Origin of the sequence: Myxococcus sp. XM-1-1-1, assembly GCF_020037095.1 — a bacterium.
Taxonomy (GTDB): Bacteria; Myxococcota; Myxococcia; order Myxococcales; family Myxococcaceae; genus Myxococcus; species Myxococcus fulvus.
The window spans coordinates 213,919-230,333 of record NZ_JAIQDH010000011.1; the positions used below are offsets into that span (position 1 = coordinate 213,919).

Annotated in this window: 15 protein-coding genes; 11 read left to right on the forward strand and 4 right to left on the reverse strand. The window is 70.1% G+C overall.

Going from position 1 to position 16,415, the window contains the following annotated elements; genetic code table 11:
* Positions 1-14: 14 nt before the first annotated feature.
* Positions 15-1,115, reverse strand: a complete 1,101-nt coding sequence (locus K8640_RS22575) for a hypothetical protein (protein WP_223748916.1) — start codon at positions 1,113-1,115, stop codon at positions 15-17.
* A 119-nt stretch (positions 1,116-1,234) separates the two neighbouring features.
* Positions 1,235-2,620 carry a hypothetical protein gene (locus tag K8640_RS22580; RefSeq protein ID WP_223748917.1) on the reverse strand — a complete coding sequence of 462 codons (1,386 nt, stop codon included), beginning with the start codon at positions 2,618-2,620 and terminating at the stop codon, positions 1,235-1,237.
* A gap of 227 nt (positions 2,621-2,847) precedes the next feature.
* Between K8640_RS22580 and K8640_RS22585 the strand changes: the two genes are divergently transcribed.
* A complete protein-coding gene (locus tag K8640_RS22585) occupies positions 2,848-3,936 on the forward strand; it encodes a hypothetical protein (protein ID WP_223748918.1) in 1,089 nt (362 codons plus the stop codon).
* A gap of 67 nt (positions 3,937-4,003) precedes the next feature.
* Entirely contained in the window at positions 4,004-4,423 is a 420-nt protein-coding gene (locus tag K8640_RS22590; protein WP_046712380.1) for a VOC family protein, read from the forward strand.
* A gap of 17 nt (positions 4,424-4,440) precedes the next feature.
* Here K8640_RS22590 and K8640_RS22595 read toward each other — a convergent pair whose 3' ends face one another.
* On the reverse strand, positions 4,441-5,838 hold the full coding sequence (locus tag K8640_RS22595) for an APC family permease (protein WP_223748919.1): 1,398 nt from the start codon (positions 5,836-5,838) through the stop codon (positions 4,441-4,443).
* Positions 5,839-5,895: 57 nt separating this feature from the next.
* On the reverse strand, positions 5,896-6,219 hold the full coding sequence (locus K8640_RS22600; RefSeq protein ID WP_223748920.1) for an excalibur calcium-binding domain-containing protein: 324 nt from the start codon (positions 6,217-6,219) through the stop codon (positions 5,896-5,898).
* A gap of 100 nt (positions 6,220-6,319) precedes the next feature.
* Between K8640_RS22600 and K8640_RS22605 the strand changes: the two genes are divergently transcribed.
* The 9 genes from K8640_RS22605 to K8640_RS22645 all read left to right on the forward strand — a co-directional run bounded on the left by K8640_RS22605 (position 6,320) and on the right by K8640_RS22645 (position 16,306).
* Positions 6,320-7,105, forward strand: a complete 786-nt coding sequence (locus K8640_RS22605; RefSeq protein ID WP_223748921.1) for a hypothetical protein — start codon at positions 6,320-6,322, stop codon at positions 7,103-7,105.
* Positions 7,106-7,499: 394 nt separating this feature from the next.
* A complete protein-coding gene (locus K8640_RS22610) occupies positions 7,500-8,642 on the forward strand; it encodes a hybrid sensor histidine kinase/response regulator (RefSeq protein ID WP_223748922.1) in 1,143 nt (380 codons plus the stop codon).
* 22 nt (positions 8,643-8,664) lie between these two features.
* The gene (locus K8640_RS22615; RefSeq protein WP_223748923.1) at positions 8,665-10,245 is read left to right on the forward strand and encodes an ATPase domain-containing protein; all 1,581 of its coding nucleotides are present in this window, start codon (positions 8,665-8,667) and stop codon (positions 10,243-10,245) included.
* Complete coding sequence (locus tag K8640_RS22620; RefSeq protein ID WP_141332369.1) at positions 10,242-10,604, forward strand: response regulator; 363 nt, start codon at positions 10,242-10,244, stop codon at positions 10,602-10,604. Before K8640_RS22615 ends, K8640_RS22620 begins: the two co-directional genes overlap by 4 nt.
* A gap of 462 nt (positions 10,605-11,066) precedes the next feature.
* Positions 11,067-12,275 carry a cytochrome P450 gene (locus K8640_RS22625; RefSeq protein WP_223748924.1) on the forward strand — a complete coding sequence of 403 codons (1,209 nt, stop codon included), beginning with the start codon at positions 11,067-11,069 and terminating at the stop codon, positions 12,273-12,275.
* Positions 12,272-12,616, forward strand: coding sequence for an antibiotic biosynthesis monooxygenase (locus K8640_RS22630; RefSeq protein WP_223748925.1), 345 nt, complete (start codon positions 12,272-12,274; stop codon positions 12,614-12,616). Before K8640_RS22625 ends, K8640_RS22630 begins: the two co-directional genes overlap by 4 nt.
* A 107-nt stretch (positions 12,617-12,723) precedes the next feature.
* Positions 12,724-13,164: an SRPBCC family protein gene (locus K8640_RS22635; RefSeq protein WP_223748926.1), complete on the forward strand. Its 441-nt coding sequence runs from the start codon at positions 12,724-12,726 to the stop codon at positions 13,162-13,164.
* A 196-nt stretch (positions 13,165-13,360) separates the two neighbouring features.
* Complete coding sequence (locus tag K8640_RS22640) at positions 13,361-13,828, forward strand: hypothetical protein (RefSeq protein ID WP_223748927.1); 468 nt, start codon at positions 13,361-13,363, stop codon at positions 13,826-13,828.
* Between the two features lie 81 nt (positions 13,829-13,909).
* Positions 13,910-16,306, forward strand: a complete 2,397-nt coding sequence (locus tag K8640_RS22645) for a YfhO family protein (protein WP_223748928.1) — start codon at positions 13,910-13,912, stop codon at positions 16,304-16,306.
* Positions 16,307-16,415: the final 109 nt, after the last annotated feature.

Genomic DNA, 16,415 nt, shown 5'->3' on the forward strand with positions numbered 1-16,415 from the left:
GGGGGCTGCTTCGCTCAGAGGATGGGCGGCAGCTCCTGCTGGAGCTCGGCGCTGGTGCGCCAGCCCGCGGGCTTCAGGGGGGTGACGAACTCCAGGGTGCCGTTGGAGAGCGACACGCCGGCGGTGGTGTCCGCGCGCAGGTGGATGCGCTGGACCTTCTCGTGCAGCGCGCGGCGGGCCTCTCCGTCGCGGGCGAGTGTGCCCAGCGCCTCGAGGACCCGGGTGGCCAGGAACGCGAGCGCGCGCAGGGCCTCGGCGCTGGTGGCGCTCGAGCCCGGGGTGAGCGCGAGGGGGACGGGGCGCTCCAGGAGGGCGCCCAGCTTCTCGCTGTCCTTGTGCAGCTGGCGGCGCAGCTGGAGCGGGGAGGGGATGGGGGCGTCGTCGACGCGGATGAAGCCCAGGTAGCCCGCGTCCAGCACGCTGACGCACTCGATGTGGTTCACGTTGACGATGACCGCGTTGGCTTCGCGGTCCCGCTCCTCCTGCAAGAGCAGGGAGCGGCCCTCGCGCGAGTCCTCGAGGATGTCCCGGACGGTGCCCGTGAAGTACGTGCCGCTGTGCAGCGACACCGTCACGCGCGGGGGGAGCAGGGGGATGCCCGCCTGTCGACGGCTGGCGATGCGCAGGAGCGCCTGGAGCGTCGTCTCCAGTCCCCGGGGCTTCATGTCCAGGAAGGCCGCCAGCGGGTCGTCCGGGCGCGACAGCTCCGGCTCGGACTGCAGGGCGCGCTGGATGCCCTCTCGGCGGTCATGGATGTCGTCCAGGTTGGTGCAGGGCTCGTGGTCCAGGGTGAGCACGCCGTCGACGAACGAGGCGAAGCTGGAGCCGGAGACGTTGCCCGCGACGTTCTGGATGACCAGGCGCTTGAGCGAGCCCTGGACGAACTCACGGCCCAGCTCGTCCTCCGTCAGCGATTCGAGCGCCTGGAAGAGCGGCGTGAAGTACACCTTCGTCCACGCCTCCTCGTAGATGTCCGCGTAGCCGTCGGCGCAGAGGCTGGCCCAGTCGACCTTCACCGGCACCTTGAAGCCGGCGACCTCGGCCAGCTGCTTCTCGAGCTGGGGAAACTGCGTCTCCTCGAACGACTTCGCCGCCTTGCGCTCCGCGAGTCCCATGGATGTCTCCGTTGGTGTCGCGCGGCAGTCTCGCCCGGACGGCCCATGCCCTTGCAAGTTTGAGGATGCATTCGCGGACTCCAATCCGATGAGAGGACTGGAGTCCGCGAGACCCGGTGCTACAGGAAGGTCACCTTGCCATTGCGCTGAAAACAGACATGCGGCGTTCCATCCGTGGGGCGGATGGCGATGCTGGGCCGCGTGCCGTCCTGGATGGTGCCCAGCTGGGTGTATGTCCAGAAGCCGCGGGCGTCCGGGGTGATGAGCTCCAGCGTCGTCCCATGGCGCTGGGCGATGACGGGCTTGCCCGCGCTGTACGCCAGGTCATTGGAGCCGGCGTTGTAGTCCCCCTGGGACGTGCGCGCGGTGCTGGTGGACAGGGGCGTGCCGAGCGTCACGTCGAAGAGGCTGCCCCAGGCGCCGGTGGGTGTCCCGTTGGCGAGCACCAGCAGGTGCTGGTCCGGCGTCAGCGCCAGGGAAGACCAGCTGGTGATGGAGGAGAGCCCGTTCAGGGAGAAGGTCTCCACGACGGTGCCCTTGACGGCGGTCAGCAGGTTCCGGTTGGTGAAGTAGAGCGTGCCCGCCGCGTCGAAGAGGGCCTCGCTCGTCATGGCGCCCTGGAGGAACAGGGGCGTGCTCCACGTGTTGGTGCCGGTGCGGGCGGTGATGCGCGCGCCCGACGAGCTGTCGCCGTAGGCGATGACGGGCTGGTGGCCCTGGGTGGGGTTGAGCGTGACGGACAGGTTGACGGCGTTGGTGCGCTCCGCCACGTCCACCACCTCGCGCACCCAGGTGCCGCCGAAGCGGGTGGCATACGCGACGCGCATGAGCTCCCCTCGTCCCTGCTCCCCGTTGCCCTTGAGGTAGGCGATGTGCGGCGTGCCGGTGGCGGGCTCGACGGCGATGACGGGCTTGAAGGTGAACTTCCCCTCGTTGTTGAAGCCCGCGCCGTCGATCTGCTCCGTCGTCCACGACGTACCGTCCCAGAGGCCATACCAGAGCGAGCGGTGGGTGTCGTTGAAGTAGACGATGTGGCCCCGGCCGGCGGTGTCGAACGTCAGCTCGCAGAAGCCGCCCGTCACGTCCGGGCTCGGGTCGATGACGGTGTTGAGGAGCGTGTCCGTGGTGGACTCCACGTTGAAGTGGAACTCGCCCTGGGCCTTCTTCCCCGACTGCGTCTCCACCGAGACGGACAGGGTGGCGACGCCCTTGGGCGGCAGCTTCCAGGTCACCCGCTCCGAGTCCGGCTCGAGGACGCCGGAGGTGGCGCTCCAGCTCACCGACCTGAAGACCTCTCCGGAGGCGGAGACCTTGAAGCGCTCGGCCGCGCCCTCGACGAAGCCTCCCTGTCCGCCTTCCCGCTCGATGAGCAGCGCCAGCGTGTTGTCCGTGCGTGAGGGGATGACCTGCGTGGGCGCGTCGCCCGGCTCACCGGCGCAGGCGGTGAACAGGCTCACCGCTCCCGCCACGAGCAGCCTCTTCATGATGTTGTTGCGCTGCTTCAATGCGTCGCTCCTGGCTGAATGGGCTGGCGAGGGCATCCCGCCAGTCCGACACCGTCGTCGTGTCGGGCTCCTTCAACGGCTGTCATTGCGGAAGGGTCTATCCGGATACAGATGCAATGGCGGAACAGGAAATGCGGTGGCGGCTGGAACCTCGTGTGTGCTTCGCGCGTCGGAACCCGTCCGGGGTGTGCATGTGCTTCCGGGGGGCGGTCTGGTAGACGGGGGGCATGAGTCGACGACGTGCCCCGGAGGACCTCTCCGCGTTGTTGGGAGAGCCGAAACCGGACTGGGAGCGCCTCACCCAGGCGCTCAAGAAGCTTCAGGAGGACGTGGACCCGGCGCTCGCCGCGGGGGCGGCGCTGCACCTGCTCCCAGAGGACCGCTCGTCCCTCTGGGCCTTCGGGCGTCACTGTCAGCAATTGCCCGCGCCGGTCATCCGCGCGGTGCTGGAGCGGCTCGCGGACGACCTGCGTCCGGGGGTGTTCTTCCTGCGCGAGAGCGTGGACCTGGAGGGCTCGGATGAAGCCCTGCGCGAGTCGTGGCGGATGGCGCTCCAGGGGTTGTTGGATTTGGACGTGACGTATGGCTGGGGTTCGAGGCAGCGCAAGGCGAAGCTCCAGGGGCTGGCGGCGAACCCGGTGTTGCTCCAGTCCCTCCAGACGGTGGTCGTGGCCAGCGAGGAGGTGTCCCGGGACATGCTGGCGGTGTTGACCATCGACGCGTCCGAGGCCTCGCTCGACGCGCTCATCCCCCATGTCGAGCGGGCGGTGCAGCGCCAGGGGTGGGAGCTGGACCGGCTGGAGGACCTGCGGACGCACGCGCGCTCCACGCCGGCGTTGGAGGCCCTGTTCGAGCGGATGGAGGCGGTGCTCCAGGCGCGCCGCGCGCGCTCGCCGGCGCTGGAGCTGGCGCGGGCGCTGGGCTTCGGCGAGCCGGGCGTCTTCTGGTTCAAGCTGTACGCGACGGGCGGGGAGGAGGGGGACGAGCGCTCGATGACCTATCGTCACCACTGTCACCTGTCGGTCGACAGCCGGGCTCCGGACTGGCTCAGCTTCTCCATGTCCTCCTGGGACTCGGACGGGGAGCCGGGGGGGAATGTCCCGGTCTACGACCTGGATGGCACGGGGCTCCAGAACGACACGCTGGGGCTGGGGGCCTGCGAGCCCACGCGCATCCCCGAGTGGATGGCCCGGGCCGCGGAGCGGTTGAGGACGGAGTGGCACTTCGAGCAGCGCGCGGTGATGACGAGCCTGAGGGGCCGGCAGCGCACACGGCTCTTTGAGTGGCTGACGGGGCGAAATCCTCCGGGAAAATAGACCGATGATTTCCGGCCGGGTCGGCAGTCAGAGGGGTAGAAACCTCATCCCACCCCTGGAGACACCCATGAAGCCCAGCCGTCCCCGCAAGCTGTTCCTCAACCTGCCCGTCGCGGACCTGAAGCGCTCGGTCGATTTCTTCACGAAGCTGGGCTTCGAGTTCAACAAGGACTTCACCGACGACAGCGCCACCTGCATGGTGGTGGGCGAGGACGCGTACGTGATGTTGCTGACGGATGCGCGCTTCAAGGAGTTCATCAAGAAGCCGCTGCACGACGCGACGCAGAGCACGGCGGGGACGTATGCGCTGTCCGCCAACAGCCGCGCCGAGGTCGACGAGATGGTGAAGATTGCCTTGTCGTCCGGAGGCTCGAAGGCCGCGGACGCCATGGATTTGGGCTTCATGTACGGCGGTAGCTTCTACGACCCGGACGGCCACCACTGGGAGCTGGCCTTCATGGAGCCGGGGCAGATGCCGCCGCAGTAGCACGGCGGCCCGTGGGCTCAGGGCCCGCCCACCACGCTGGCCTGGGAGGCTGGCGCCTTCGCTTGTCCTTCCCTGCGTCGGCGCCAGTACAGGAAGACGGGGACACCCGCGCCGAGCAGGAGGGTGCCCTTGAGCGCGTTGAGGGGATTGGACGCGGTGGAGCCCACCACGACGTAGAGCGCCGCCGCGATGAAGAGCAGCGGCGTGAGGGGATAGCCGGGCACCCGGTAGGACACGCGGGGCGCCAGTCCCCGCTTCTCCCGGGCGCGGTAGACGAAGAGCGTGGCCGCCGTGGCGCCGAAGACGAGCCAGTCCGCGAACACCACGTAGTCGAGCAGCTCGCCGTAGGTCCCCGTGCCCGTCAGCAGGATGGCCCACGCGGCCTGGAAGATGATGGCCGCCGCCGGCGTGTGGTGGCGCGGATGCAACCTGGCCATCCACGGGAAGAACAACCCGTCCGCCGCCATCGCCTGGTACACGCGCGGCGACACCAGGATGACCAGGTTGAGGAAGCCGAAGGTGGAGAGCGCCACGCCCGCCGTGATGAACGTGCGGCCCGCCGGGCCCAGGAGGTGCCCCAGCGCGTCCGCCGCAGGCGCCGTGCTCGCCGCCAGTCCCCCGGCACCGAGCGTGCGCAGGTAGGTGAGGTTCGCGAGCAGGTACACCCCCACCACGCCGATGACCCCCAGCAGCAGCGCGCGAGGCAGGTTGCGCTCCGGGTCCACCAGCTCCTCCGCCACGAAGTTGGTCTGCTGCCAGCCGCCATAGCTGAAGAGCACCGGCACCAGCGCCGCGCCCAGCGCCAGCACGATGGAGTCCGGCGGCTCGGGCGCCACCGTCTGCACTGGCGCCGCCCCCGACAGCAGGAGCCCCGCGCCCACGAGCACCGCGAGCGCCACCAGCTTGAGCACCGTGAAGACGTTCTGCGTGAGCGCCCCCGGCCGCACCCCGAAGGAGTTGATGCCCGACAACAGGACGATGGCGCCGATGGCCAGCGGGAGCCGGTAGTCCGCCGGCCACCCCGTCCACGCCAGCGTGTAGTTGGCGAACGTCACCGCCACCGCGGCGATGGCGCCCGTGGCAATCATCAACAGCAGGCCCCACGCGTTGAGGAACGCGGGCAGCTCGCCGAAGGCGTCGCGCAGGTAGACGTAGCTGCCCCCGGCCTTGGGGATGCGCTGCCCCAGCTCGCCGTAGATGAACGCCCCGATGAGCGCCACGCCGCCGCCGAGCAGCCATGCCCCCAAGGTGAGCCCTGGGGTATGTACGCGCTGGGCGACGATGGCGGGGTTGAGGAAGATGCCCGAGCCGATGATGCCGCCGATGACGAGCATCACCCCCGAGAACAGCCCCACCCGCCGCGAATAGCTTCCACCCGACGACGCCTTGGCCTCATTCGCGGCAGGAGCGCTCATGGTCCCCGAGCATAGTCCGGGCGCGAGCGCCTCACGACATGGCGGCTGTCACAAGGCCTACCGACAGCCACACCCCTGGCCCACGACCCAGAGGCAGCACGAGGCGTCCGCGAAACAAGCGTCCCGGTTCTTGCCCGAGCACTCGCAGCCCGACGCCGACGAGCAATGGACCTCGTCGCCGGTGTCCTCCTCGCACGCCACGCCATCATGGTCCGCGTCCAGGTCCGCGCGGCACTCCGGGTCGGCCTCGTAATCCAACTGCGCGGCCATCCGGGTGGGGTAGTCACTGCAATTCGTATCGTCACAGTCCAGGCCGAGCAGCCGCCCACAGCCCATGAGGAGGACGGCCAGCAACAGCGAGACACGCAGGAAGGAGTGCATCGCCCAGGCTCTACCGAAGCCTTGTTTTCATTCACATACCTCGCGAGGAGTAGAGTGTTTCCGACCCCTCCCGCGGTGGGAGGCATTGCCGGAGGAGCCCATGTCGCGCGGGCTCACCTTGATGTTGCTGGCCGTGCTCATCGCCGCTGTCGGCGCGGCGGGCCCCGTGGACGACGCGAAGCGGCTGGTCTCGCTCGAGGTCTCCGACGACGAGCGGGAGGCGCTGCGACAGGGCCTGGCGAGCGCGCCACTCGCGGACATCGCGCCCGTGCTGCTGCCGACGCTGGTGGAGGGGCCCGGTGTCTCGCCTGCACCTTGTGAGTCGCTGCTCGCGGGGGCGCGCTCGCCCCGGAGCAAGGCCTTCTGCGCCGCCCACGGCCTCTGGACCAGCCAGCTCGCGAGAGGCGACGCGCGGGCCGAGGTGCTCGTGAAGCTGCTGTCCTCCGCGAAGGACTCGCGCACGGTGTCCTTCCTGCTGACGGACGTCTGCGCCGAGTCCACGTGGAGCCCCCGGGCCGAGGCGGTGGTGACCAAGGTGCGGGACGCGGACGCCGAGGGCGCGACGCGTGAGCAGGCGGCGCACTGCCTGCTGCTCCGGGGAGATGTGTCGAGACTCGTCTCCCTGGCGCTGCGGGTGGTGAAGCGCGCGGAGCCGGGCTCGTCCGGCACGTGGCGGAGGTCCCAGGTCTACCGTTCCGTCTTCAACATCGGCGACCGAGTGCACCTGCTTCCGACCGCGAAGCGGGAGGCGCTGGTGGACTCCGGCTTCCACCTGCTCGCCCAGGACTCGGCCGATGGCGCCACGGATGCCGCGTACTTCACCGCGCGCCACCTGGGCTTCGTGCTGAAGGTCCCCGGTGAGTTCGCTCCGGACGCCACGCCGTAGAAGTACCAGGGTCCGCACGGCCTGAGCCCCCAGTCCTTCGCGGACACCGTCCGCGCTGCGCTGAAATGGCGAGAGGCCTCGGGACGGTCGTCGAAGCGGGCGTGTCCCGAGCGTGTCCTTCAACCTCATCGACTGGAACCGTCACACCCGTGTCAGGACTGACGCTCCACACCAGCGCGCGTGTCCTGGGGACTCCAGGCGCGGGGGGGACAACACCCTGGACGTGGCGACGGCGCCCATCGTCAAGGTGGAGGCCCGGCTGTGGCCGCCTCGCCGCCCCCATCAATCAGGCTTCTGGGGCGCGGCTCCAATGTCAGCCAGCGCACAGTCTTCCTGAACTCACGGCGTGCGTCGGGGCTTTTCGTTCGGGTGGTGCGGACACCATCTTCCAGGAATGGAGCCCCGGGCCGAATCCCCAGGACGAGCGAAGGAGGAGGACCGCGCGCGCGCCACCATCCTCAACGTCAATGACACGCCCGCGGTCCTCTACCTCACCAGCCGCATCCTCACGGTGGCCGGCTACCACGTGGTGGAGGCGACCAGCGGAACGGAGGCGCTGCGGCTGGCGGGCGGCCGTCCGGACATGGTGTTGCTGGATGTCCACCTGCCGGACGTCGACGGGTACGAGGTCTGCCGGCGCCTGCGGGCGCGCGAGGAGACGCGCGACCTGCTGATTGCACACCTGTCCGCCGTCTCCGTCAGCCGCGAGGACCGGCTGCGCGGGCTGGCTCAGGGAGCGGATGCCTACTGGACCACCCCCCTGGGGGATGACGAGCTGCTCGCGAACGTGGAGGCGCTCCTGCGCCTGCAGTCCCGCGCCCAGGCGGCGGTGCACGCGCGCGACGAGTTCCTGTCCATCGCGGCGCACGAGCTGCGCACGCCGCTGACGGCGCTCCGGCTCAACCTGGAGCGGCTGGTCCACCACCTCACCCGGGTTCCCGGTGACGCGGTGGCGCGGCGCACCGTGGAGGCGAGCACCACGCCCGCGCTGCGGCAGCTGGTGCGACTGCAGCAGCTGTTGGACACGCTGCTGGACGTGTCGCGGGTGGGCAGCCGCAAGCTGCGGCTGGACATCGAGGTGTTCGACCTGGCCGAGGCCGCGCGCGAGGTGGCCGGGCGGCTGGCGATGTCGGCCCGCGCGGCGGGCACCGAGCTGTCCCTGGCGCTCCCCCTGGGGCCCGCGCTGCTCATGGGAGACCGGCTCCGGCTGGAGCAGGTCATCAGCAACCTGCTCGCGAATGCCTTCCGTTATGGGGATGGCAAGCCCATCTGGCTCACGGTGGAGGAGCACCCGGACGCGCTGTGGCTGAGCGTGACGGACCAGGGCATCGGCATCGCGAAGCAGGACCAGTCGCGCATCTTCAACCGCTTCGAGCGCGCGTCGAGCACGGGCCGCGCGGACGGCCTGGGCCTGGGCCTGTTCATCGCGAGGGAGATCGTCGTCGCCCATGGGGGCACGCTCACCGTCGAGAGCGAGCCGGGCCAGGGGGCGACGTTCCATGTGACACTGCCCCGTCATCGGACGGCGGCCTACTGATGGATTGAAAGGAAGGCGTGTCGTGTCCTCTGAAGGTGGTGCCGGCGCGAAGAAGACGCTTCATCCTCGGCTGGAGACGGGGGTGCCCCGGCTCGACTTCATCACCAAGGGTGGGCTCATCAAGGGCGCCTCGTACGCGGTGCTGGGCCCCCCGGGCTCGGGCAAGACGGTGCTGGCGCACCAGATTGCCTTCTGGCACGTCAAGCACGGCGGCAAGGCGCTCTACGTGACGCTGCTCACGGAGTCCCATGCCCGCATGCTCGCGAACCTGGAGGGGATGTCCTTCTTCGACGCGAGCGTCATCCCGGAGAAGCTGCACTACATCAGCGGCTACCGGCAGCTGGAGTCCGAGGGGCTCAAGGGGCTGTTGGAGCTGGTGCGGCGCGCGGCGCGTCAGCACCAGGCGACGCTGCTCATCCTGGACGGCATGGACGTGGCGAAGGACCTGGCGCGCGGCGATTTGACGTACAAGCGCTTCCTGCAGGAGCTGCAGACCTTCATCGGCATCCTGGGCTGCACCACGCTGCTGCTGTCGCCGCATGGCCCCACGGAGCTGCTGCCGGAGACCACGGCGGTGGACGGCATCTTCGCGCTGTCGCTCTGGCTGTCGGGGCCCCGGGCCGTGCGGGAGCTGGTGACGCTGAAGTTCCGGGGCAGCGACTCGCTCCTGGGCAAGCACGAGCTGGAGATCTCCGACCGGGGCGTCATCGTGCACCCGCGCACGGAGGTGCAGTTCGCCGACCCGGTGGAGAAGGTGGAGGAGGAGCGCGTCCGGATGGGCTTCGGCGTGCCGCGGCTGGACGAGTCGCTCCACGGGGGGCTCCTGTCGGGCTCCACCACGTTGCTGTTGGGGGCGCCGGGCACGGGCAAGACGCTGTTGGGGTTGCGCTTCCTGCTGGAGGGCGCGCGCCAGGGGCAGCCCGGGGTGTACTTCGGCTTCTATGAGACGTCCCAGCGGCTCATCGAAAAGGCCGAGGGCGTGGGCATGGGGGACTTGCGCAAGTACGTGGACGCGGGCCTCATCGAAATCCAGTGGCAGCCGCCCCTGGAGCACAACATGGACGCGCTCGCGGAGCGGCTCCTGGAGCGCATCCACGAGCGGAACGTGAAGCGCCTGCGGCTCTTCGTGGACAGCGTCGCGGGCTTCCGCTCGGCGGCCGTCTATCCGGAGCGGATGAGCCGCTTCTTCTCCGCGCTGTCCCACCAACTGCGGATGCTGGACGTCACCACGCTCTACTCGGACGAGACGGCCCTGTTCTCCCCGGGCGTCGAGGCGCCCCAGCCGGACGCCACCGCGTACGTGGAGAACGTCATCCTGCTGCGCTACGTGGAGCTGCGCTCGCAGCTGTACCGGTTGATCTCCATCATGAAGATGCGGGAGAGCCAGTACGACAGCGGCATCCGGGAGTTCTCCATCACGGACAAGGGCATCACCGTGGCGGACACCTTCGAGAGCGCGGAGGCGGTGCTGACGGGGCACGCCATCATGACGGGGGGCGGGCAGGGCGGGCGGCGCAAGGCGCCCATGGGTGAGGAGGCGAAACCGCGCAAGCGGCCCCAGCCGAAGGTCCGGCGCAAGCCCGCGCCTCGGAGGCGCTCATGAAGACGGTGCTGGTCGTCGACGACGAGATGGACATCGCGGACGCGGTGAAGTCCATCCTCGAGGACGAGGGCTACCGCGTGGTGACGTGCGCCAATGGGCGTGAGGCGCTGGACTGTCTGGAGGAGGTGCGGCCGGACCTCATCATCATCGACGTGATGATGCCGGTGATGAACGGGTTCGAGGCGCTGCGGGCCATCCGGCAGCGCGAGGAGTTCGCGGGGCTGCCGGTGCTCATCATGAGCGCCATCGACCCGTCGGTGCGTCCGGCCGAGTACGACTGGGCGGGCTTCCTCAAGAAGCCCTTCTCGCTCAGCCACCTGCTGGAGCAGGTGCACAAGCTGGTGCCGCTGGCGGCGTGAGAGGGACGACGGTGGCGGCCGGCCGATGTGGGGCTGGCGCGCCACCTGCGGGGCGGCCACGCCCTGCTCCATGCCTTCATCGCCCGCCTCGTCTTGCTTTGAATGGGGACCAGCAAGGCCCTCGCGAGCGGGGGCTGTTTTCACCGGATGAGCCAGGACTTCCTGCTCTTGTGCTGGTGTGGGGTGACCGAGGTCACCTCCCCACGGTGGGAGCAACCTCGCGCCGCCGGGCGGATTGCTGGGCAAGCCTGTTCCCCGAGGGCCGTGGGCTTTTGCCCAGCAGAAGGGAAGAGGTCTTCTCATCGGGTGCGGCGCGAGGTCCCCGCGCCGTGACATGGAGGCCCGGTGGGTTCCCTTCCGTGGGGAACCGGACCTCGTTGGAGGGAAGCGAGGGCCTCAGCCCGACGACGTTTCGGTGTGCGTCGAAACATGGCCCCCGCGGCGGCGCGTAGAAGCACGTCCATGACGCCGCTGCATCCTGTCGCCGCCGCCACACACCCCGACCCGTATCCGTTCTATGCCGAGCTCGTCGCGACGCGTCCCTTCTATCGGGACGCGGCCCTCGGACTCTGGGTGGCCTCCAGCGCTCGAAGCGTTCGGGCGGTGCTGACGTCCCCTGCCTGCCTTGTCCGGCCCCGCGCGGAGCCGGTGCCACGGACGTTCGGCGCGCTGGCCTCCGGGGCGCTGTTCGGGCAATGGGCCCGGATGAACGACGGGCCGTTCCACGGGGTGGTGCGCCGGGGGCTCGGGGCGCTCATCGAGCGGTGGAGGGCCGCGCCCGGCGTGGACGTGCGTGCCAGCGCGCGACGACTGCTGCGCGGGGGCTCGCTCCAGGAGTGGGTGTTCGGGTGGCCGGTCCATTCCGTCGGGGCGCTGTTGGGGCTGGCGCCTGGGACGTTGTCCGGGGTGGCGGAATGGACGGGGGAGCTGGTGAAGGGGCTCGTCCCTGGCGCAGGGGACGCCGTGGTCCTGCGAGGCGGGCTCGCGGCGGAGCAGCTGCGCGCGGAGGTCCGCTCGGCCCTGGAGGCCCAGACGGCGCGAGGGGGCGAAGGAGGGCCGCTGGCGTTCTTGCGGAGGGAGGTCGGCGCTTCGGCGGACGCCGCCGCGAGCGTGGACCCGGAGCGCCTGGTCGACGTGGTGGTCGCCAACGCCATCGGGCTGCTGGTGCAGACCCATGACGCGACGGCCGGCTTGATTGGCAACACCCTGCGAGCCCTGATGCGGGAGCCCTCGCTGCTCGCCGAGGTGGCCGGCCGACCGGCGCTGCTGCCCCAGGTGCTCGATGAGGTGCTGCGATACGACCCGCCGGTGCAGAACACGCGCCGCTACCTCGCGGAGGACACCGTCCTCGAAGGCCACGCGCTCGCGGCGGGGGAGGGTGTCCTGGTGGTGCTCGCCGCCGCGAATCGCGACGCGCGGGTGCACCGCGAGCCCCACCGCTTCGACATCCATCGCGAGCCTTCCGCGCGGCTCTCCTTCGGCTGGGGCGCGCATGTCTGTCCTGGTGAGCGCCTCGCGAAGTCCCTGGCGGCGGGGGCCCTGGAAGTCCTGCTCGCCACGGACCTCGCCCGGCATCGCGACGCCTTCGAGGACGTCCCCTTCCTGCCGTTGCTCAATGCCCGAGTACCCCTGCTGCCCGCGCTCCGGCTCGCGCCCGAGGAGGTTGGATGATTGCCGTCATCTTCGAGGTCCAGCTTCGCGAAGCGGGGAGGCAGACCTACCTGGACCTGGCCGCGGGGCTGCGGCCGCTGCTCTCCCAAATCGATGGCTTCATCTCCATCGAGCGCTTCCAGAGCCTCTCGGATTCCAGCCGCCTGTTGTCGCTCTCGTTCTGGAGGGACGAGGCGGCGGTCGAGGCCTGGCGTCGACTCGAGGCCCATCGCGCGGCTCAGGCGCAGGGGCGCGACGGGGTCTTCCTGGACTATCGGCTGCGGGTCGCCAGCGTCCTGCGCGACTACGGCCTGTCGCGGCGCGAGGAGGCTCCGGGCGACAGTCGGAAGGTGCACGGCTGACGTCATCTGCCCCGAGCCCGGGAGCGCGCCGGGTTGCCCGGGCCAGGCGAGGGCTCCAAGCTGCGGCACTGATGACGAACACACAGGGAAAGAGGGTCGACTCGGCCTTGAGGGTCATCGCGGCGCCGCCGGCCAGGCTGTATCAAGCGCTGCTGGACCCGGAGGCCGTCACGAAGTGGCTTCCCCCCAAGGGGATGACGGCGCGCCTGCGGGCCTTCGAGCCACGCGCCGGTGGCGCCTATCGACTGACGCTCACGTATGACGAGGCGCATCACTCCGTTCCAGGCAAGAGCTCGGCGCACGAGGACGCCGTCGAGGGGCAGTTCGTGGAGCTCGTCCCGGACCAGCGCGTCGTCCAGCGGTTCGAGTTCGAGTCGGAGGACCCCGCCTTCGCGGGGACGATGACGATGACCTGGACGCTGACGCCCGTCGGCGCCGGCACCGAGGTCTCCATCCGCTGTGTGGACGTGCCCGAGGGCATCCGGCAGGAGGACCACGTCGTCGGGATGTCATCCACGCTCGAGAACCTCGCGACGTTCGTCGAATAATCCAGCCATGCAACACCAGGCGCGCGGTCGTCCCTGACTCAATGGGGCGGCCCGCACCTGAGTGTGGTTGGGATTGAGGCACGCCGCGGATTCGTGACGGTGAGAACTGTCTTCACTTGCGGTGGCGTCTGACATATTTCGCGCGCCGCGCTCCCCCGAGCGCGTCATCCCATCCATCAACCGAGAGAGGCCTCCCATGAAGAGTCTGGCTGGATTCCTTGTCGTCGCCGCGATGCTGCTGACCGGATGTGAGCCCGCGCAGAATGATGCTCAGCTCCACGAGGCCCCCGCGTCGGAGACCGTCGGACAGCAGGAGTCGGCGCTCGGCGCCGGTGACTGTACGGTGAGCCTGCAGTGCGCCAATGGCGTGACGGCCTCGTGCTCCGGAAACAATCGCCAGTGTTGGCTCGACCCGGACGGGCTCGAGCAGGTGTGGTGCAATGGCAGCCCCTATGGCTGTCGCTTCGTGCCGGCGCCGTGCGGCTGCGCGCGGGACAACTGCTGCTCGGAGCTGTGCGCGCTGGACCCGGACTGTGGCACCTGCACGCCGGGCCGCTCCTGCACGTCCAACGCCCAGTGTGGTGGCACGCTGTCCGGACGCTGCAACGCCGTCACCCGCACGTGCACCTGCATCATCGGCGTGGACGCCGAGCGCGAGAACTGAGCGCGAAGGGGTAGCACCGCGTCCGTGAGGCGTTGTCGCCCCTGGACGCGGGCGGGGGGAGGGTGAACAATCCCGCGCTGGATGCCTCCCCCTGCTTCGCCCGAGCCCGCCGCCGGAGTCCGAGTCCCGATTCCGCGCCCGGCGTGGGCCGTCGTCGGCGGTGCCCTGGCCCTCACCTGTCTCTTCTTCTACCGGGCCGTCTTCAGCGCGCAGGTCTTCATCGCGCGGGACATGCTCCTGGTCTACGCGCCCTTGCGGCGCTACTGGGCGCAGCGGGTCCTCGGAGGGGACTTCCCCGGCTGGTATGCCTTCGACGGGCTGGGGCAGTCGTTCGCGGGCATCATGCTGTCCGCGCCCTTCCATCCGTCGCAGTTGCTGGGGCTGCTGTTCTCCACCGGCGTGGCGATGAAGCTCACGGTGCTGGCGTGTCCGCCGCTGGCCCTGCTGGGCACCTACGCGCTGCTGCGGCTGTACGACGTGCCACGGGGCGGAGCGTTCTTCGGGGGGCTCGCCTTCGCCTTCAGCGGACACCTGGTGTCGCTCACCAACAACCTGGCGTACCTCCTGGCGGCGGCCTCCCTGCCCGCGGCGCTCTGGGCCGCCGAGCGTTTCCTGCGCGTCGCCACCCCCGCTCGCGCCGCCGTGGCCGCCTTTGGTGTCGCCAGCGTGCTGCTGGCCGGTGACACGTGGAGCTATGCCTTCGCGAACGCCTTCGTGTTGCTGCTCGCGGTGACGGGCCGGGGCGCCTTGCGGACTCGCGTGCTCCGCGCGCTGGGGCTCGTGGCGATGGGCGCGGGGCTGGCCGCGCCGCAGCTGTTCGCGGGCATGGCGGTGTTCGCGCACGGGGCCCCTGGCGCCAGCTCGCTCGAGGACGCACAGCGCTGGTCGCTGGACCCGTGGCGACTGCCGGAGCTCGTCCTGGGGCCCTACCTCGCCAACCCCGCAGTGGAGCGCGCCGTCCCCGAGGAGGTCGTGAAGCCGCTCTTGAGCACGGGTGGCTTCTCCACGCTGTGGACGGACTCGGCGCTCGTCGGGGTGCCGGTGCTGGTGCTCGCGGTGGCGGGGTTGATGTTCATCCCCTGGAGGCGCTGGGCGCCGTTCGCCGCGGTGTGGGGGCTGGTGCTGCTGCTCGCGCTCGGGGCCGCGTTGCCCGTCTATGGGTGGCTGCATGACGTGCTGCCGCTGTGGCGGCCGTTCCGCTATCCGGAGAAGCTCGTCGCGCACCTGACGTTGGGGCTCTCGCTGCTCGCGGGCTTCGGGTGGAAGGCGTTGGTGTCCTCCGAGCCACGGGCGCGCCGCGCGGCCTGGGTGGCGGGTGGCCTGTCCGTGGGGTTGCTCGCCGTGGCCCTCGCCGAGCGCTGGGGCGCGGTGTGGTCTTCCGCTTTCGTCGTCGCCCGTTGGCCCCAGGTGCCCGCGGAGACATTGGAGACGTTGTCGCATGCGTTCAGCGACGCCGGCTTCATCGCGGCGGGCCTCGCGCTGGGTTGCGCGCTCGTGTTGCCCGGGCTCGCGGGCTCGTGGCCTCGGGCCGGGGTGTTGATGGCGCTGCAGCTGGGCGCGGCCTTCACGCTGAACGAGCCGCTCTACATCCTCGGCTCGGAGGAGCTGCTGGACAGTCCCCCCACGCTCGTCGAGGCCGTGCGCGAGCACGCCGCGCGGACGGGAGACTCCGCGCCCCGCGTCTCCTCTCGCCTCCAGCGCTTCCAGTTGCCCCAATTCGAGGGCTTCGAGTTCCAGGACAGCGTGGCGTTGATGTCGCGCGCTTCGTTGATGCCGGACACCCCCGCGCTGTGGAACATCGGCGCGGCGGGGGCGTATCTGCCCGCGGTGAGCTCTCGCGTGAAGGGGCTGCAGCTCGACGCGCCCGCGCGCTTCACCCAGCTGGAGCCGCTCTATGGCGTGCGGTTCAGTGTGTATACGTCCGCGTCCTACGCGGGGCTGGAGCCCAAGCCGGGAAGGGTGTTCGCACGCGACGAGGTGTTCGAGCTGGTCCTCGTCGAGCATGCCGACGCCCTCCCGCGACTCTTCGTCGCGAGGCCTCGATGTGTGTCGGACGAGAAGGCCGCGCTCGGGCTCCTGGGCACGGAGGCCTTCCGTCAAGGTACCTGGGCCGCGGTGGAGTGTGGCGTGGAGCCGCTCCCCGCCTCGAGCGAGGCGCCGCTGACAGGGCGGGTCCTCATCGAGCGCGACACCCCCGAGCACCTCGTGGTGTCGGTCGAGTCATCCGAGGACGCGGTGCTCATCGTCAACGATGCGTTCCAGGCCGGATGGACGGCGAGCGTGGACGGTGTGCCCACTCGGGTGCTCCCCGCGAACGTGGCCGTGCGGGCCGTCGCGGTGCCCTCGGGGCGTCACCAGGTGGTGCTGCGCTATCGGGCCCCCGGAGTCCTGCCGGGGTTGCTGTTGTGGGGCGTGACGCTCGTGGGGCTGGCGCTGGCCGAGGGCTGGCGTCGTCGGCGTTCTCCCGCTTTACGGTGAACGCTGTCCATGGAGTGAAGCCCCCGTGCGAGCGCGTCTGGCGAAGCCCGTTCGCGGCCCTCCCGGCGCCCGCCCGCCTGCCCGCATCCGGTCCTCGACTTCACCCACC

Bases quoted from the DNA above. Each gene is read 5' to 3' on its own strand.
- K8640_RS22605 (WP_223748921.1), top strand. From the start codon at position 6,320: ATGTCGCGCGGGCTCACCTTGATGTTGCTGGCCGTGCTCATCGCCGCT.
- K8640_RS22640 (WP_223748927.1), top strand. From the start codon at position 13,361: ATGAAGAGTCTGGCTGGATTCCTTGTCGTCGCCGCGATGCTGCTGACC.
- K8640_RS22590 (WP_046712380.1), top strand. From the start codon at position 4,004: ATGAAGCCCAGCCGTCCCCGCAAGCTGTTCCTCAACCTGCCCGTCGCG.
- K8640_RS22595 (WP_223748919.1), bottom strand. From the start codon at position 5,838: ATGAGCGCTCCTGCCGCGAATGAGGCCAAGGCGTCGTCGGGTGGAAGC.
- K8640_RS22630 (WP_223748925.1), top strand. From the start codon at position 12,272: ATGATTGCCGTCATCTTCGAGGTCCAGCTTCGCGAAGCGGGGAGGCAG.
- K8640_RS22575 (WP_223748916.1), bottom strand. From the start codon at position 1,115: ATGGGACTCGCGGAGCGCAAGGCGGCGAAGTCGTTCGAGGAGACGCAG.
- K8640_RS22585 (WP_223748918.1), top strand. From the start codon at position 2,848: ATGAGTCGACGACGTGCCCCGGAGGACCTCTCCGCGTTGTTGGGAGAG.
- K8640_RS22645 (WP_223748928.1), top strand. From the start codon at position 13,910: ATGCCTCCCCCTGCTTCGCCCGAGCCCGCCGCCGGAGTCCGAGTCCCG.
- K8640_RS22600 (WP_223748920.1), bottom strand. From the start codon at position 6,219: ATGCACTCCTTCCTGCGTGTCTCGCTGTTGCTGGCCGTCCTCCTCATG.
- K8640_RS22610 (WP_223748922.1), top strand. From the start codon at position 7,500: ATGGAGCCCCGGGCCGAATCCCCAGGACGAGCGAAGGAGGAGGACCGC.
- K8640_RS22620 (WP_141332369.1), top strand. From the start codon at position 10,242: ATGAAGACGGTGCTGGTCGTCGACGACGAGATGGACATCGCGGACGCG.
- K8640_RS22625 (WP_223748924.1), top strand. From the start codon at position 11,067: ATGACGCCGCTGCATCCTGTCGCCGCCGCCACACACCCCGACCCGTAT.